This is a genomic window from Pseudoalteromonas sp. SCSIO 43088 (assembly GCF_023650795.1).
In the GTDB taxonomy this organism is placed as follows: Bacteria; Pseudomonadota; Gammaproteobacteria; order Enterobacterales; family Alteromonadaceae; genus Pseudoalteromonas; species Pseudoalteromonas shioyasakiensis.
Genome location: NZ_CP072675.1, coordinates 1,056,632 through 1,072,148 on the forward strand (window position 1 = coordinate 1,056,632; position 15,517 = coordinate 1,072,148).

Here is a 15,517-nt window from a genome sequence, read left to right on the forward strand (position 1 = left end):
TATCCACCGCGTTTTTATTTACTCATTTATTTACTCAGATAAACAATAAATTGTGCAAGCAATGAAGATAGCCAAGGCGAAAGGCAGAGTAGGGCCACTAAATATTGATGTTTTTTCTTAAAGCTTTTTAAAACATCATCATCTATTGCCGACAATTCACCTTTCTTGATTGAATGAAAAACCATTGAGTTAGGTTTTGCCTTCATTAAACGGGCTTGGCTTTCGTATGTTTGCCACTGCTCTGTGTAATTGGTTTTTACGTAATTATTAGCTTCAATACTTAGTTTTTTATAGCGGAGGAAAAACCAAGTGAGTGAAATAGCACTAAAGATGATAAGTAAGATAAAATACAAAGCAAGCTCCCTTTAATACTTCACTACGCGTGTACCCGTGGAATAAATAATATCTGAACTAGGGCATGAATAGTTAGGTTTTAGCTTTTTGCAAGATTGCTCAGGTGTGTCAAAACAAAAATCAAAGCGAGTTTGGGTTTTCACCGCTTTATCAGTAATATTTTTCGCCAGTACATTCCAGTGCCAATTAGTGATTACATCTTTTGCTGCAGCGGCAAATACAGGGTTAGTTGAGGCAACTACCTGAATATCTCTAATCTCATTTTGTGGCGTAATGACATACTCAATAGTTGCGCAACCTTCTTTTGCTTGGATAACTGCTTTTTTGGGGTATCTGGCAGGAAAGCGTTCAAGCTGTTGCCATTTTGCTGACTCCATTTCATTATAGCTAACAGCTAAATCTGCATACTCTAATTTTACGGGTTTCTCTTCGGTTGATGCGCAACCAAATACAAACAAACTACCAGCTAGCAATAAATAGTTTTTCATTAATATATTCCTTTATACAATTTATTGAGTGTTCTCTTATCGTTGTTGCTCAACCATTCCCGCATCACTTAACAAGTTATTCAGCTCATCAATCAGCTCAAATAATTCAGGCTCAATGTAATTTAAATCGCAATCGCCTTTTAAAGCGGTTTCGAGTGTTTCTGCAAGTGATTTTAGTTTTGGTACGCCGGTGTAACAACATGCGCCATGGAACTTGTGGACTATACTAAGTACATGTTCACAATCTTCTTTTTCTATAGCTTCATTGAGTAGGCGCAAGGTTTCAGGCACGCTGAGTAACAACATATTGAGCATTTCAAGTGCTAGTTCTTCTTTTCCGCCTGCGCGTTGTAGTGCCAATTGCCAATCGAGGCGGGCACTTTCAAATGGAGGTTCAGAGTCAACTGCGGCAGTTTTGCTACGTTCACGATTAATCGGCGCTTGCGGGCTATGATCGCTAATTATTTGTTTTAGCATGTCTTCATCAATAGGCTTAGTTAAATAGCCTTTAAAGCCATCTTTAAGTAGTTGCTCTTTTTCACCTGCGAGGGCGTGAGCAGTAACCGCAATGATGGGGGTATCTTCATTGAGAGATGACTCGCGAATAAGTTTACATGCGGTAATACCATCCATAATTGGCATTTGGATGTCCATGAAGATCAAGTCATATTTATGGCTTTTACTTAAGCTGTATGCTTGTGAGCCGTTGTGTGCGGTATCAATTAGCTCAATTTGTTCTTCAAGCAAGGTGCAAATTAGTTTTAGGTTGGCATCGTTATCGTCAACAACTAGTACTTTAAGTGGTAATAATTTTTCATCACCTTGCTCAATGTTATGCACTGGATGGTCAAGACGGTAAGGCGCAGCAAGTACCTCACATAATTTACGGTGGTTAAGCGGCTTACTTAAGCAAGCATCTGCACCGCTACCGACAAAGGCTTCACGCATATTATGCGAAACCGTATTAAGCATTATGTATAAATAATCAGTTACAGGACGCACTGCTTTTACATAACTCTTAAGTTGCTGCATATCGTCAATAGTAGCGGTATGGCCAATAATACAAATATCGTAGCTGAAGTCTTTGTTGATCTCATTTAAGAAGCTTTCTTCATCCATGCAGGCGGTAACGCGAGTTTGCCATTCATGTAGTAGAGATAACGTTGCTTGATGGGTATGCTCATGAGGCTCAAGATACAAAATACGTTTATTGATCAGTGATTGAGTCGGTAAGTCACTGGTAATTGAGTTACTTGGCGTTCTGAATACGGCATTGAACGTAAAGCAGGTACCATTACCAGGTGCTGAGTTTAGGGTAATGCGGCCATTCATCGCTTCAACAATATGTTTAGTGATGATTAACCCAAGACCTGTGCCACCAAATTTACGGGTGATACTCGAGTCTGCTTGGCCAAATGGTGTAAATAACGCATCTTGTTTATCCATAGGGATACCCACACCGGTGTCGGTGACAGACACCAAAATAGAGGCGCGCTCTTCATCTAATAAGCGGTAGCCAACATCAACCTTGATTGAGCCTTTTTCAGTAAATTTAATGGCATTACTTAATAGGTTTATCAAAATTTGTTTAAAGCGGGTCGGGTCGCCAGTTAGGTTGTCAGGTACTTGCGGATGGATAAATATTGAAAGCTCAAGTTGCTTTTCGTGGGCACTTGGTGCCAACAAGGTCATAACTTCATTAATATTGTCACGGAGCTGGAATTGCATTGATTCAAGTTCCATGGCACCGGCTTCTAATTTCGAAAAGTCTAAAATATCACTAATAATGGTAAGTAAGCTATTGGCCGACAGTTCAATGGTATCTAGATAATCTTTTTGATGCTTATTGAGCGGGGTTTTATAAAGCTGGCGCGTAAAACCTATTACACCGTTTAAAGGTGTACGTAATTCGTGACTCATTTTAGCTAAAAAGTCTGATTTTACTCGGTTCGCATCTTGTGCATCTTTTTTAGCAATACTTAACTGAATATTTTGTGTTTCGTATTGTTCGAGTGTTTCGCGGTAATCAGAGGTTGCTTGGTCAATGTGCTTTTGCATCTCATCACGTTGTACAACCATAGTTTCTGAAATGGTATTTAAACCAGTACGTAAGAGCTCAAACTCGCCAAACATTTTTTGATCAAGTCCGGTGTCTACTTTACCTTCAATGAGTTTGTCGGTAGCTAGTACTAACTTATTAAGTGGCTGAATAAACATGCGGGTTAATCTAAACGCTAATACGGTGGCAAGTATGAGTGCGAGTAAAATCACCACGCCACTGACTAATAATGCCCGTTGCTGGCCAATAATGGCTTGTTGTTTGTTGAGCATGATCACCACAGTGCCTAGCGATGCTTGGTAGCTGTGATGATTCCAAATCATGTCTTGGCGGCTATGATTAATTATGGCAGTAGAAAATGTTAAATAGTGCTCAGAATTTTGTACTTGAATGCCATCCATGCTGTTTGCATTGCTGCTAACAATTTCTTTGAATTCACTTTGGTATTTACTAAAAATCACTAACTCATTGTTTTCATCAAAAATAGCAATTGATTGGATAGCAGGGGAGTGTTTGTTATGTGTATGACTAACTAAGCGAGTTAATAAGGCTTTATCACGCTTTATTAATGGTTGCTCAACAGCAATGGCGAGGGGCTCAATAATAGTCACGCCCTGTTGATACAAAATTTCATCGAGCTCAATGTAACGATTTATTGTAAAATAACCGCCCAGCAACAAGCCTATGATCACAGTCGGTATAAGTGTAAGGGTTAAGACTGAGTCACGTAAGCCAAATTTAGTCATAAAGAATGTTGTTATCATTATTATCGTTGTTTAAGAGTATATACTTACTCCCGCTTTATCAATAATTAAGGTGTTGCCCGATGGCACAGATTTTCAAAGCCAAAAAGAAATCCGTTTCGCAAAAAATGCTAACCCTCAATGTCACTGCTATGGATCACCAAGGGCGGGGCGTTGCTAAGCAGGGAAATAAAGTCTGTTTTGTTAATGGTGCTTTGCCGGGTGAAGAAGTAAAAGCGTTATTGATTGAAGATAAGGCACGTTTTGCCAGTGCTGATTGTAAAAAAGTACTATCAGCCTCAGCGCATAGGGTTACTCCTTTTTGTCAGCATTATCAGGTTTGTGGTGGTTGTCAGCTACAGCACCTTAATGCAGAGCAACAATTGGTTGAGAAGCAAGCTGCGGTGAGTCAGCTGTTTAGCAAGTTTGCTAAAGCTGATGACTTAAATTGGCAAGCACCTCTGCTTAGTGAAGAGCACCATTATCGTCGCTCTGCGCGTATTGCTGTAATGCATGACAAAGCTGCGAAGAAAATGCGCGTAGGGTATCGAGCTCAGGGTTCTAAACAATTGGTGAGTATTGAAAGCTGTGATGTGCTGAGCAGCACTTTTAAAGACGTTTTTTCAGTTTTTGATGTTCTTATCAACAGCCATTCAGGTCTGAGCAGTATTAGTCACTTACAATTATGTGAAGCTGATAACGCGGCCTTTGTGGTTATTAGGCATACCAAAGCTATTAATGCAGAGTTAAAAGCCATAGTCGTAGCGGCGTGTGATGAATATAGCTGGCGTGTTGTGTGGCAATCACAAAGTGGTGAAATTGATCACAGTGACCATCAAATGCCGTACTACCAGATACCAGCTTATGATTTACGCTTTGAGTTTGGCCTTGAAAACTTTATTCAAGTTAACCCGCAAGTGAACCAAGCTATGCTGCATCAAGCAAAACAGTGGCTTGATTTACAAGGTCATGAGCAGGTATTGGATTTGTTTTGTGGTATTGGTAACTTTTCATTATTGATTGCAAAGTATGCTAAATATGTTATTGGTGTTGAAGGGGTCGATTCTGCGGTTGCATTAGCAAAACAAAATGCGCAAACTAACTCATTGTCGAATACCGATTTTTATTGTTTTGATTTAACAAAATCAATGCAATCAGCTGCTTGGTTTAGTGCCGAACTTGACGTGTTAGTTCTTGATCCATCACGTACTGGCGCAATGGCTATTTTAGAGCAGTTACCACTTACTCAGTTTAAAACGATTTTATACGTCTCTTGTGATCCTGTTACTTTAGCCCGTGACAGTGCAATTATTTTACAAGCAGGCTTTAGCATTGAAAAAATTGGGCTTATGAATATGTTCCCGCATACCGGGCATATTGAAACGATGGCGTTATTTCACAGGAGGTAAAGCGCACATGGTAGCCACTAGACAGTCACATCAGCTAACTAAGCCGAGTGATTTTGCCAGCCGTATCGAGCTGTTAGCGCTAACAGAAGACAAACATACCTTATTAGAGCAGGCCCACCAACTGTGCCTGCATTGCGATGATGCAAAACGTGAAAACACAGCCATTGAAATGGTGGAGATTTTAGCTGAGCTAAATTTAGATGCAGACTCTCTTGCCACTGCTTTTTTAACGCCTTATTTTTTAGCCGAAAAAATCTCAATTGAGACAGTCACCGAAAAGCTGGGTAATCACGTTGCGTTATTACTAACAGGCGTAAGCCAAATGGCTACCATCAGCACCTTAGCCCATCAAGGAAAAGGCACAGTACAAATCGATAATATTCGCCGTATGCTGTTAGCCATGGTTGAAGATGTGCGCGCCGTAGTGATTAAACTTGCAGAGCAAGTGTGCCACCTGCGTGATGTTAAAGACGCAAGTGAAGAAGAGCGCGTCATTGCCGCTAAAGAAACACGCGACATTTTTGCTCCCCTAGCTAACCGTTTAGGGATTGGTCAGCTTAAATGGGAACTTGAAGATCTTTCGTTCCGTTATTTGCACCCAGATACCTATAAAAATATCGCCAAACAGCTGGATGATAAGCGCCTTGCCCGTGAAGCCTACATGGAGAACATGGTTGCTTTAGTAAAAGCACGCTTGGCTGAAGCAGGTATTGAAGGTGAGGTGTATGGCCGCCCTAAACATATCTACAGCATCTACAAAAAAATGGCACAGAAGAACTACGAGTTCGACCAGCTTTTTGATATTCGCGCTATGCGCATAGTGGTAGAGCGCCTGCAAGATTGTTACGCGGCATTAGGTATCGTGCATACTAACTGGCGCCATTTAAATAAAGAATTTGATGATTACATCGCAACACCTAAGCAAAACGGTTATCAGTCAATTCATACCGTGGTATTTGGCCCAGAAGGTAAAACCGTTGAAATTCAAATTCGTACGAGCGAAATGCACCAAGATGCTGAGCTAGGTGTTGCTGCGCACTGGATGTACAAAGAAGGTGCATTGCCAGGACGTGGTTCAGGCTACGAGCAAAAAATTAGCTGGTTACGTAAGTTACTGCAATGGCAAGAAGAAGTTGTTGATGGCAGTGACCTAGCGGAAGAGCTTAAAAACCAAGTAGTAGAAGACCGTGTTTATGTGTTTACGCCTAAAGGGGATATTTTCGATTTGCCGCTGGGTGCAACACCACTTGATTTTGCTTATTACATTCACTCAAATGTAGGGCATCGCTGTATTGGCGCAAAAGTGTTTGGCAAAATTGTGCCATTTACTCACCAATTAAGCACCGGCGATCAGGTTGAAATTTTAACTCAAAAGCAACCTAACCCAAGCCGTGATTGGTTAAACCCATCGCTAGGTTATATTAAGTCTTCACGAGCACGCTCTAAAATCCATCATTGGTTTAAGCAGCTTGATCGCGATAAAAACTTAAGTGCCGGTAAAGAAATACTCGAAACTGAGCTGCAAAAACTAGATTTAACAACCAAAGATCTAGTGCCAGCAATCGAGCGCTTTAACCTTAAAGGCCTTGACGACCTTATGGTTGCGGTAGGTGCTGGAGATGTTCGCTTAAACCAGTTATTAAACTTCATTAGTGACCGTGAGCATGACGAACCACAAATTAAGTTTAAAAAGCCAAAAAGTGTCACCGGCGATAAGAACGGTATTGTTGTTGATGGGGTAGGTAGCTTAATGAGCCATGTTGCTAAATGCTGCCGACCTGTGCCGGGCGATGAAATTATTGGCTACATTACGCAAGGCCGAGGGATTGCAGTTCACCGTGAAGACTGCGATTCGTTTGAGAAACTTCGTGAAAAGCATCCTGAGCGGGTTATATCAGTAAGTTGGTCAGACGATGTCAATGGCTCTTACTCATTAACGATTAAAGTTGAAGCGACCGATCGCTCAGGCCTTATTCGAGATATCAGCTCAGTGCTTGCAAACGAAAAAGTGAATGTGCTGAACATGAACGTCAACACGGTTGAAGATAAGCAGCTTGCGCTGTTTTCAATGCAGGTTGAAGTACATGACTTATCAAGCACCAACCGCTTATTGTCTAAGTTACATCAAATCGAAGGTGTACATGATGCAAAGCGTGGTCATTCGTAATGTGTGATAAACAGTCAATTGAGCAGTCGCTTGCTATTATGGCCAAACTACGGGACCCAGAATCTGGGTGCCCGTGGGATTTAAAACAAGACTTTAAGTCAATAGTGCCGCATACCCTTGAAGAAGCTTACGAAGTAGCAGATTGCATTGAAAAAGGTGAGCTTACTGAGCTTAAAAGTGAACTTGGCGATTTACTGTTTCAAGTCATCTTTTATGCTCAACTTGCCAAAGAGCAAGGATTATTTGATTTTGCCGATGTGGCTAATACGCTTAATGATAAGTTAGTGCATCGTCATCCCCATGTCTTTGCAGAACAAAGTGAGCTGACTGACGCTGAGCTTTCTGAGCAGTGGCAGGCTATTAAAGCACAAGAGCGAGCAGAAAAAGCAGCTTCACCACAAATGAGCCTGTGGCAAGACATTCCTGATGCTATGCCGGGCCTTTCAAAAGCGAAGAAGATTCAACAGCGTGTAGCAAGCTTAGGGTTTGATTGGCCAAGTTATCATGGTGCGCTCGATAAAGTTGCTGAAGAAGTAGACGAAGTAAAAGAAGCGCTGGCTCACGACCCTTATTCAGAGCACAGTGCAGAAGAGCTTGGTGATTTACTGTTTGCAACAGTGAATGTTGCCCGTCATATTAAGCGCGATCCTGAGCAATTATTACGAAGTGCCAATGCTAAGTTCGCGTCACGCTTTGAAAAAGTGGCTGCTTACTTAGGTGAACGTGGCCAGAGTTTAGAAACGGCTAGCCTTGAAGAAATGGACAACGCATGGGAAGCCATTAAAAAGCAAGCCAAGTAAGTGCATTGTAGAGCAGTTTGGGTACAGTGTAACCAAGCTCGTTTTTTGTGCACTTATTTGCTAATTTTATCTGGATTGATAGCAGCCCCTTTGCTATAATATCGCCCCGTCTTGATTCTATATTATTCCTTTTAATTCCTGATATTCTAGGGTTCGCATGAGTACAAAATTTATCTTCGTAACTGGCGGGGTTGTTTCTTCGTTGGGTAAGGGTATTGCAGCAGCGTCATTAGCCGCTATTTTAGAAGCACGTGGTCTTAACGTGACTATTTTAAAGCTGGATCCTTACATTAACGTTGACCCAGGCACTATGAGCCCAATTCAGCACGGTGAAGTATTTGTAACTGAAGACGGTGCAGAGACTGACCTTGACTTAGGTCACTATGAGCGTTTCATCCGTACCAAGATGACTAGCCGCAACAACTTCACACAAGGTCGTGTTTATGAAGATGTATTACGACGTGAGCGTCGTGGTGAGTACCTTGGTGCAACAATTCAGGTTATTCCACACATCACAAACGACATTAAGCAACGTGTATACGACGGTGCTGAAGGTCGCGATGTAGCAATCGTTGAAATTGGCGGTACAGTTGGTGACATCGAGTCACAACCTTTCTTAGAAGCAATTCGTCAGCTTGGCACTGAAATTGGCCGTGAGCGCGCATTGTTTATCCACCTAACGCTAGTGCCATTCTTAGGCCCTGCAGGTGAAGTTAAAACTAAGCCAACACAACATTCTGTAAAAGAATTACGTTCGATTGGTATCCAACCAGATATCTTGATCTGTCGTTCTGATCGTAAATTACCAAATAACGAGCGCGCGAAGATTGCACTTTTCACTAACGTTGAAGAAAAAGCTGTTATTTCATTACCAGACGTAGAAAGCATCTATAAGATCCCTGCGTTACTTAAGTCACAAGAATTAGATAACTTCGTATGTCGTCGTTTCTATCTTGAGTGCCCAGAAGCAGATTTATCTGAGTGGGAACAAGTGTTATACCAAGAGTCTAACCCAACAGGTGAAGTGACAATTGGTATGGTTGGTAAGTACATCGAACTACCAGATGCATATAAATCAGTAAACGAAGCATTAAAGCATGCAGGTCTGAAAAACCGTTTAACTGTGAACATCGAATACGTTGATTCACAAGACTTAGAAAGTAAAGGTACTGAGTTACTCTCTCACCTTGATGCTATCTTAGTTCCAGGTGGCTTCGGCGGCCGTGGTGTTGAAGGTAAGATCTTAGCGGCTAAATATGCACGTGAAAATAAAGTTCCTTACTTAGGCATTTGTTTAGGTATGCAAGTAGCGCTTATTGAATATGCGCGTAATGTTGCAGGCCTTGAAGATGCAAACTCAACAGAGTTTAATGCTAAATCAGCACACCCAGTTGTTGGTTTAATCACTGAATGGCAAGATGCTGACGGTAACGTTGAAATCCGTGATGAGCAATCTGACCTAGGTGGTACTATGCGTTTAGGTGCACAGAAGTGTCACTTAACACCGGGTTCTAAAGTAAGTGAAGTATACGGTAGTGACGAAATTGTTGAACGTCACCGTCACCGTTACGAAGTGAATAACCACTTTGTAGAGCAGCTTGAAAAAGCAGGCTTAAGTTTCACTGGTTTATCTGAAGATAAGAAACTAGTCGAAATTATCGAGAATAAAGATCACCCTTGGTTTATTGCCGCGCAATTCCACCCGGAATTCACGTCAACACCACGTGATGGTCACCCGCTGTTTGAAGGGTTTGTTGCAGCTGCACACACTCACCAAAAAGCGTCATCGTAATTTAAATAGGCCGTGCTTTATGCACGGCTTATTTGTTTTAATAAGCCAATGGCATTAAGGATAATTAATAAAATTGGCACTAACTCACCATTTTCGGGAAAAGAGGAATCAAGATGTCAGAAATCGTAAAAGTGATTGGTCGCGAAATCATGGACTCGCGTGGTAACCCAACTGTTGAAGCTGATGTACATTTAGCTGATGGTTCATGGGGCCGTGCTGCAGCACCATCTGGTGCATCAACAGGTACTCGCGAAGCGCTTGAATTACGTGATGGTGATAAAGCACGTTACCTAGGTAAAGGTGTTTTAAAAGCAGTAGGCTATATCAATAACGAAATCGCTGAAGCTCTTAAAGGCCAAAACGCAGTTGATCAAAAAGCTGTTGACCAAGTGATGCTTGACTTAGATGGTACTGAAAACAAAGAAAAACTAGGTGCTAACGCTATCTTAGCTGTGTCTTTAGCAACAGCTAAAGCGGCTGCTAACTCTAAAGGCGTTGAGCTTTATGAGCACATTGCAGACCTAAACGGCACATCAGGTGTTTACTCAATGCCATTACCTATGATGAACATCATCAATGGTGGTGAGCATGCTGATAACTCTGTTGATATTCAAGAGTTCATGATCCAGCCAGTTGGTGCTACAAACTTCCGTGAAGCATTACGTATGGGCGCTGAAGTTTTCCACAGCTTAGCAAAAGTACTTAAAGCTGAAGGTCACTCTACATCAGTAGGTGATGAAGGTGGTTTTGCTCCTAACCTTGAATCTAACGAAGCGGCACTTGCTGCAATCAAGGTTGCTGTTGCAAATGCAGGTTATGAGCTTGGTAAAGATATCACTCTAGCTCTAGACTGTGCGGCATCTGAGTTTTACGACAAAGAAGCGAATATCTACGACCTTAAAGGCGAAGGTAAAAAATTCACTTCTGAAGAATTCAACCACTTCCTTAAAGGCCTTACTGAGCAATACCCAATTGTTTCAATTGAAGACGGCTTAGATGAGTCTGATTGGGATGGTTTCGCACACCAAACACAACTAATTGGCGACAAAGTACAATTAGTAGGTGATGACCTTTTCGTAACTAACACGAAGATCTTAAAGCGTGGTATTGATAACGGTATTGCTAACTCAATCCTAATCAAGTTCAACCAAATCGGTTCATTAACTGAAACGCTTGCTGCTATCAAAATGGCTAAAGACGCTGGTTTCACAGCTGTTATCTCACACCGTTCAGGTGAAACTGAAGATGCGACAATTGCTGATTTAGCAGTAGGTACTGCAGCTGGTCAAATCAAAACGGGTTCATTAAGCCGTTCTGACCGTATTGCTAAGTACAACCAATTACTTCGCATTGAAGAAGTATTAGGTGAGAAAGCACCTTACAACGGTCTTAAAGAGGTTAAAGGTCAGTAATCTGGCTTAGCTCATCAAGACTTTAAAAAACCTCCTTCGGGAGGTTTTTTTATAGCTGAAATTGTTGTTTTAGGATTTCGCCAGTAAAGCTGGTTTTTAGGTAAAAGCCGCGAGGTAAGGTTTGTACTATCTGGCCATTTGGGCCAATAGCGTCAGTCAGCGCTTTGCTATTGGCAGCTTTTGGCCTTATTTGCATTACATCACCTAAATGACCCGAAATTTCATCTACGCGACCAAGGGCAATTAGCTCCATTTGTTCTTCCCAATCACGCTGTAAAAGGGCATCTTGCTCTGCACTTGGCTGCCATAAAAAGCCACTGCCTATGGTACGGTGAAAAGGCAGTATCTCGCGCTCGCCTAAAATTGGTAACCACAAAACATGATTCAACTTTTTACGAACCGTACTTTGTTGCCAAGTCATTCCGGTTACATTTAATAGCGGCGTTACCGAAACAAAGGTTGTTTCGAGTGGTTTGCCTTTAAATGAAATAGGAAGAGTTTTTAGCTCAATGCCTAACTCTTCAAAATCAGGTGTTGGTTTTGAACCCGCTGTTGCGCCAAGCACATATTCGATAAGTTGCCCGGTCCAGCCTTTTTCACGAAGTAAATCGTCAGGGGTTTTAAACTGATATTGCTCAGCTAGCTGCCCTAGGGTGAGGCCTGCAATAGCATCAACACGTTGCATTAATTCGTTTATAGAAGCGGGTTTTATTGGTCGCATAAGGCGTTTATTTGATTGTCTATTTATCCGGTTCATGATAGCAAATGCACGCCTTAGTGGATATCTTTGTGTTTGGGTGTTTTTTGCGCACGTTAAGTGTGAGCTAAAAATAATCAGTTTCACTTTTGGATGTTTGATTCTAACTATTTGATATTTAATTGTTTTACTGTTTTTGTATGTTGTTTCTATTTCATTAATTAAACAGTTGTTTGTATAAATACAGATATATAAACATGTTTATCCACAGTTTCTGTGGAGAAAGTGGATATTTCAACTATGGATTGTGGATTTGTTTGCAATTTAGGCATGATTTATAAAAGTTATGCACAAGCTGTGGGTAAGGTGATAAAAATACGGTTGTAAATAGTTATTTTAATCAAACTGCACATTTTTATAATAATTGCTTCGTAACATCTTGATTAAACATGTTTGTTAAAAAATAAATTTTCAATCTAATTTAGGCTTAGGTGTAAAGTGTTTGCTGTATCGCAGGTTATGTGGAACAATCAATAAAAATCGACTTACAAATGAGGCACTAAGGTGATTGATGCCGAAGGTTTTCGTGCCAATGTCGGAATTGTAATTTGCAATAATCAGGGACAAGTATTTTGGGCTCGTCGCTATGGTCAGCACTCTTGGCAATTTCCCCAAGGTGGTGTTGATGACGGCGAAACAGCAGAGCAAACCATGTACAGAGAATTACACGAAGAAGTGGGCTTGCTTCCTGAAGACGTTGAGATCGTCGCAAGTTCTAAACATTGGTTACGCTATAAATTACCCAAGCGTTTAATTCGCAGAGACTCAAGTCCTGTGTGTATTGGGCAAAAACAAAAATGGTTTTTACTGAAACTTCGTTGTAAAGATGAAGATGTAGATTTACTTAAAACTCATCACCCCGAGTTTGATGATTGGCGATGGGTGAGTTATTGGTATCCGGTTAGGCAGGTTGTTTCGTTTAAGCGCGATGTATATCGTCGAGTAATGAAAGAGTTTGCTCCGTTTGCAATGCCGTTTAATAAACGAGAGCAACACAAAGATCATTGGCGACATAAACGATAAGGGCAACCTTATTTAAATCAAAGGAGCAGCATCATGTTAGCCACGCTCAGATCAATTGCTGAGGCAGTGTCGCAACAGGCGGACTTAAATAGTGCGCTGGGGTGTTTTGTGCAAATGGTAAAAGATGCCATGCAAACACAGTGCTGCTCGATTTATTTTGCAGATTATAGCCAAGATAACTTTGTATTGATGGCCACCCAAGGCCTCAACCCAGATGCAGTGGGTAAGTTTCGTATAGGTTTTACTGAAGGTCTCGTTGGTCTTGTTGCTCAGCGTGAAGAGCCTATCAATATTGCTTTTGCTAAGTCTCACCCTCGTTTTAAACTCTCACCAGAAGTTAATGAAGAAGGCTATAACGCATTTTTATCAGTGCCAGTCGTGCACCAGAAAAAGGTTTTAGGCGTTATTGTTGTTCAACAAAAACTAGCCCGTGTTTTTAGCCCTGACGAAGAGTCATTCTTAATTACGCTCTCGGCCCAGCTAGCTTCTCAGTTAGCTCATGCAGAAATAAAAGAAATTTTACGCGTCGATGAGTTTTCACACCAAACCTCAGTATTAAAAGGGGTATCAAGTGCACCAGGTATTGCCATAGGTGAAGCCTTTGTGGTGATCCCTAAACTTGACTTTAGCTCTATTGAACTGCAAAAAGACGACGATATGAGCACCCAGCGTAAGCTATTTACCCAAGCAGTGGCTGCGACGCGGAACGAGTTTAATACCTTATCGATGACACTGAGTGACTCTATTCCGCAAGAGGCACTGGCGGTATTTGATGTTTATCAGCAGTTACTTGATGCCAAAAGTCTTGGTCAAAATGTTGAAGCGCAATTACAACAAGGCTGGAATGCTAAAAGCGCCCTGAAAATTGTTATTGAGAAATTAGTGACTCAATTCAATGCCATGCAAGATCCTTACATTAAAGAGCGTGCTGTTGATGTTAAAGATATTGGTTTACGGGTTTTACATCACTTAGTAAATACTGAGCATGCGGCAAAACCTTACCCTAAAGACACTATTTTAATTGCCGGTACATTAACCCCTGCAATGCTTGCTGAAGTACCTAAAGGGCACCTTGCCGGGGTTGTGAGTGTTAATGGTGCGGCAAATAGTCATGCTTCTATATTAACTCGTGCTATGGGGATCCCTGCTATTTGGGGCATTGAAGATGTGCCGTTATTGCAGTTTGAAGGCAAGCAAATGATTTTAGATGCCTATGCAGGGCGTTTATATATTTCTCCTTCACAAATGCTGCAAGAGGAATACAGTCAGCTCAAATATCAAGAAGCCTTATTGAACGACCGTTTTGTCGCAGAGCAAAACTTAGATGCCGTCACTAAAGATGGCGAACACATTAGCTTATTACTAAACGCAGGCCTTGAATTAAATACTGAGCATGATAATAAGCCATTTTGCGATGGGGTAGGCCTTTATCGCACCGAAGCCTGGTTTATGCAAAAAGGCCAATTTCCTTCACAGTCAGAACAAGAAAAGTGGTATCGCGAAGTGCTAACGAGCTATCACCCTAATCCTGTGGTAATGCGTACACTCGATATTGGTGGCGATAAAGTTTTAGATTACTTCAATATAACAGAAGAAAACCCATTCTTAGGTTGGCGAGGTATTCGCGTGACCTTAGACCATCCAGAGCTATTTTTAGATCAGCTCAAGGCAATGTTAAAAGCCAATATTGGTTTGGGTAATTTAAAAATCATGCTGCCAATGATTAGTGGCTCAGAGGAAGTCGATGAATCGTTAAAACTGCTCGAACAAGCCTATTTTGAGTTAAGTGAGCAATACCCCGAACAGGCAATAGAACGCCCAGAAATCGGGGTGATGTTAGAAGTACCTTCAAGTGTATTTATGCTTGAAGAGTGGTCGCAAAAAGTCGATTTTTGCTCTGTAGGTAGCAACGATTTAACCCAGTATATGCTGGCAGTTGATCGCTCTAATGCCCGCGTTGCTGAGCTATTTAACCCTTATCACCCAAGTGTACTTAGAGTGCTGTTAAAAATAGCACAAGAGTGTCAACAACATGAGTTGCCATTTAGTTTGTGTGGTGAGTTAGGGGGCGACCCAGAAGGCGCTTTACTACTTATTGCGATGGGTTATCGAAGCTTGAGTATGAACTATGCTTCGATTAGTAAAATTAAGTTTGTGCTTAGGCGATTAAATGTCAGTGATATGGAAAAGTTACTTGCAGAGTGTTTATTACAACCCACTGCAAAACATGTACTTAGGTTAACGCGTAACTTTATGATTGAACATCAACTCGGTGAGCTATTTTATACTCCAAGCCAAGGTCAATCATGAGGGAAAATTGTGCTGTGAAGCGCCTATACCCAAGCCATCTCAAGATGTAGAATTCAGCGTTTCACAGGTGCTTAATATCAAGGCGTTACTTTGCAAGAATGGCAGTCCCTTTTAAGAAGTAACAACGATGAGAGTAAGTGCCTGTGAAATGCCCAAAGGGTTGGTTTAAAAGCGATTTATACTGCGTTATTGATTTTAACAAT

General features: G+C 41.3%; 11 protein-coding genes. 7 read left to right on the forward strand and 4 right to left on the reverse strand.

Annotation, left to right across the window (positions count from 1 at the left end; translation table 11 throughout):
• Positions 1-26: 26 nt before the first annotated feature.
• Genes J8Z28_RS04855 through barA form a run of 3 tightly spaced genes read right to left on the reverse strand, consistent with a single transcriptional unit; the run spans position 27 to position 3,647 of the window.
• Positions 27-353: a hypothetical protein gene (locus tag J8Z28_RS04855; protein WP_055020676.1), complete on the reverse strand. Its 327-nt coding sequence runs from the start codon at positions 351-353 to the stop codon at positions 27-29.
• A 12-nt stretch (positions 354-365) separates the two neighbouring features.
• Positions 366-842 (reverse strand): energy transducer TonB, encoded by a 477-nt coding sequence (locus J8Z28_RS04860; RefSeq protein WP_250659994.1) that lies wholly within the window; start codon positions 840-842, stop codon positions 366-368.
• A gap of 36 nt (positions 843-878) precedes the next feature.
• Complete coding sequence (barA, locus tag J8Z28_RS04865; protein WP_054562246.1) at positions 879-3,647, reverse strand: two-component sensor histidine kinase BarA; 2,769 nt, start codon at positions 3,645-3,647, stop codon at positions 879-881.
• Between the two features lie 80 nt (positions 3,648-3,727).
• On the opposite strand from barA, the gene rlmD reads away from it, so the two are divergent.
• The 5 genes from rlmD (at position 3,728) to eno (ending at position 11,224) form a co-directional block, all read left to right on the forward strand.
• A complete protein-coding gene (gene rlmD, locus J8Z28_RS04870; protein WP_250659995.1) occupies positions 3,728-5,053 on the forward strand; it encodes a 23S rRNA (uracil(1939)-C(5))-methyltransferase RlmD in 1,326 nt (441 codons plus the stop codon).
• Positions 5,054-5,060: 7 nt separating this feature from the next.
• Complete coding sequence (gene relA / locus J8Z28_RS04875) at positions 5,061-7,220, forward strand: GTP diphosphokinase (RefSeq protein ID WP_054562244.1); 2,160 nt, start codon at positions 5,061-5,063, stop codon at positions 7,218-7,220.
• Positions 7,220-8,020 (forward strand): nucleoside triphosphate pyrophosphohydrolase, encoded by an 801-nt coding sequence (mazG, locus tag J8Z28_RS04880; protein ID WP_054562243.1) that lies wholly within the window; start codon positions 7,220-7,222, stop codon positions 8,018-8,020. The genes relA and mazG overlap by 1 nt, the downstream gene beginning before the upstream one ends.
• Positions 8,021-8,177: 157 nt before the next feature.
• Entirely contained in the window at positions 8,178-9,812 is a 1,635-nt protein-coding gene (pyrG, locus tag J8Z28_RS04885; RefSeq protein WP_054562242.1) for a CTP synthase, read from the forward strand.
• A gap of 113 nt (positions 9,813-9,925) precedes the next feature.
• Positions 9,926-11,224 carry a phosphopyruvate hydratase gene (gene eno, locus J8Z28_RS04890; protein ID WP_054562241.1) on the forward strand — a complete coding sequence of 433 codons (1,299 nt, stop codon included), beginning with the start codon at positions 9,926-9,928 and terminating at the stop codon, positions 11,222-11,224.
• Between the two features lie 49 nt (positions 11,225-11,273).
• Here the strand turns inward: eno and mutH are convergent, their stop codons facing one another.
• Positions 11,274-11,945 carry a DNA mismatch repair endonuclease MutH gene (mutH, locus tag J8Z28_RS04895; protein ID WP_054554349.1) on the reverse strand — a complete coding sequence of 224 codons (672 nt, stop codon included), beginning with the start codon at positions 11,943-11,945 and terminating at the stop codon, positions 11,274-11,276.
• 540 nt (positions 11,946-12,485) lie between these two features.
• On the opposite strand from mutH, the gene rppH reads away from it, so the two are divergent.
• Together rppH and ptsP are read left to right on the forward strand one after the other, a co-directional pair.
• Complete coding sequence (gene rppH / locus J8Z28_RS04900; RefSeq protein ID WP_054562240.1) at positions 12,486-13,004, forward strand: RNA pyrophosphohydrolase; 519 nt, start codon at positions 12,486-12,488, stop codon at positions 13,002-13,004.
• Positions 13,005-13,037: 33 nt separating this feature from the next.
• On the forward strand, positions 13,038-15,314 hold the full coding sequence (gene ptsP, locus J8Z28_RS04905) for a phosphoenolpyruvate--protein phosphotransferase (RefSeq protein WP_250659996.1): 2,277 nt from the start codon (positions 13,038-13,040) through the stop codon (positions 15,312-15,314).
• Positions 15,315-15,517: the final 203 nt, after the last annotated feature.

Coding starts and splice junctions, on each gene's coding strand:
- relA (WP_054562244.1), top strand. CDS start 5,061: ATGGTAGCCACTAGACAGTCACATCAGCTAACTAAGCCGAGTGATTTT.
- rlmD (WP_250659995.1), top strand. CDS start 3,728: ATGGCACAGATTTTCAAAGCCAAAAAGAAATCCGTTTCGCAAAAAATG.
- mutH (WP_054554349.1), bottom strand. CDS start 11,945: ATGCGACCAATAAAACCCGCTTCTATAAACGAATTAATGCAACGTGTT.
- pyrG (WP_054562242.1), top strand. CDS start 8,178: ATGAGTACAAAATTTATCTTCGTAACTGGCGGGGTTGTTTCTTCGTTG.
- eno (WP_054562241.1), top strand. CDS start 9,926: ATGTCAGAAATCGTAAAAGTGATTGGTCGCGAAATCATGGACTCGCGT.
- mazG (WP_054562243.1), top strand. CDS start 7,220: ATGTGTGATAAACAGTCAATTGAGCAGTCGCTTGCTATTATGGCCAAA.
- ptsP (WP_250659996.1), top strand. CDS start 13,038: ATGTTAGCCACGCTCAGATCAATTGCTGAGGCAGTGTCGCAACAGGCG.
- J8Z28_RS04860 (WP_250659994.1), bottom strand. CDS start 842: ATGAAAAACTATTTATTGCTAGCTGGTAGTTTGTTTGTATTTGGTTGC.
- barA (WP_054562246.1), bottom strand. CDS start 3,647: ATGACTAAATTTGGCTTACGTGACTCAGTCTTAACCCTTACACTTATA.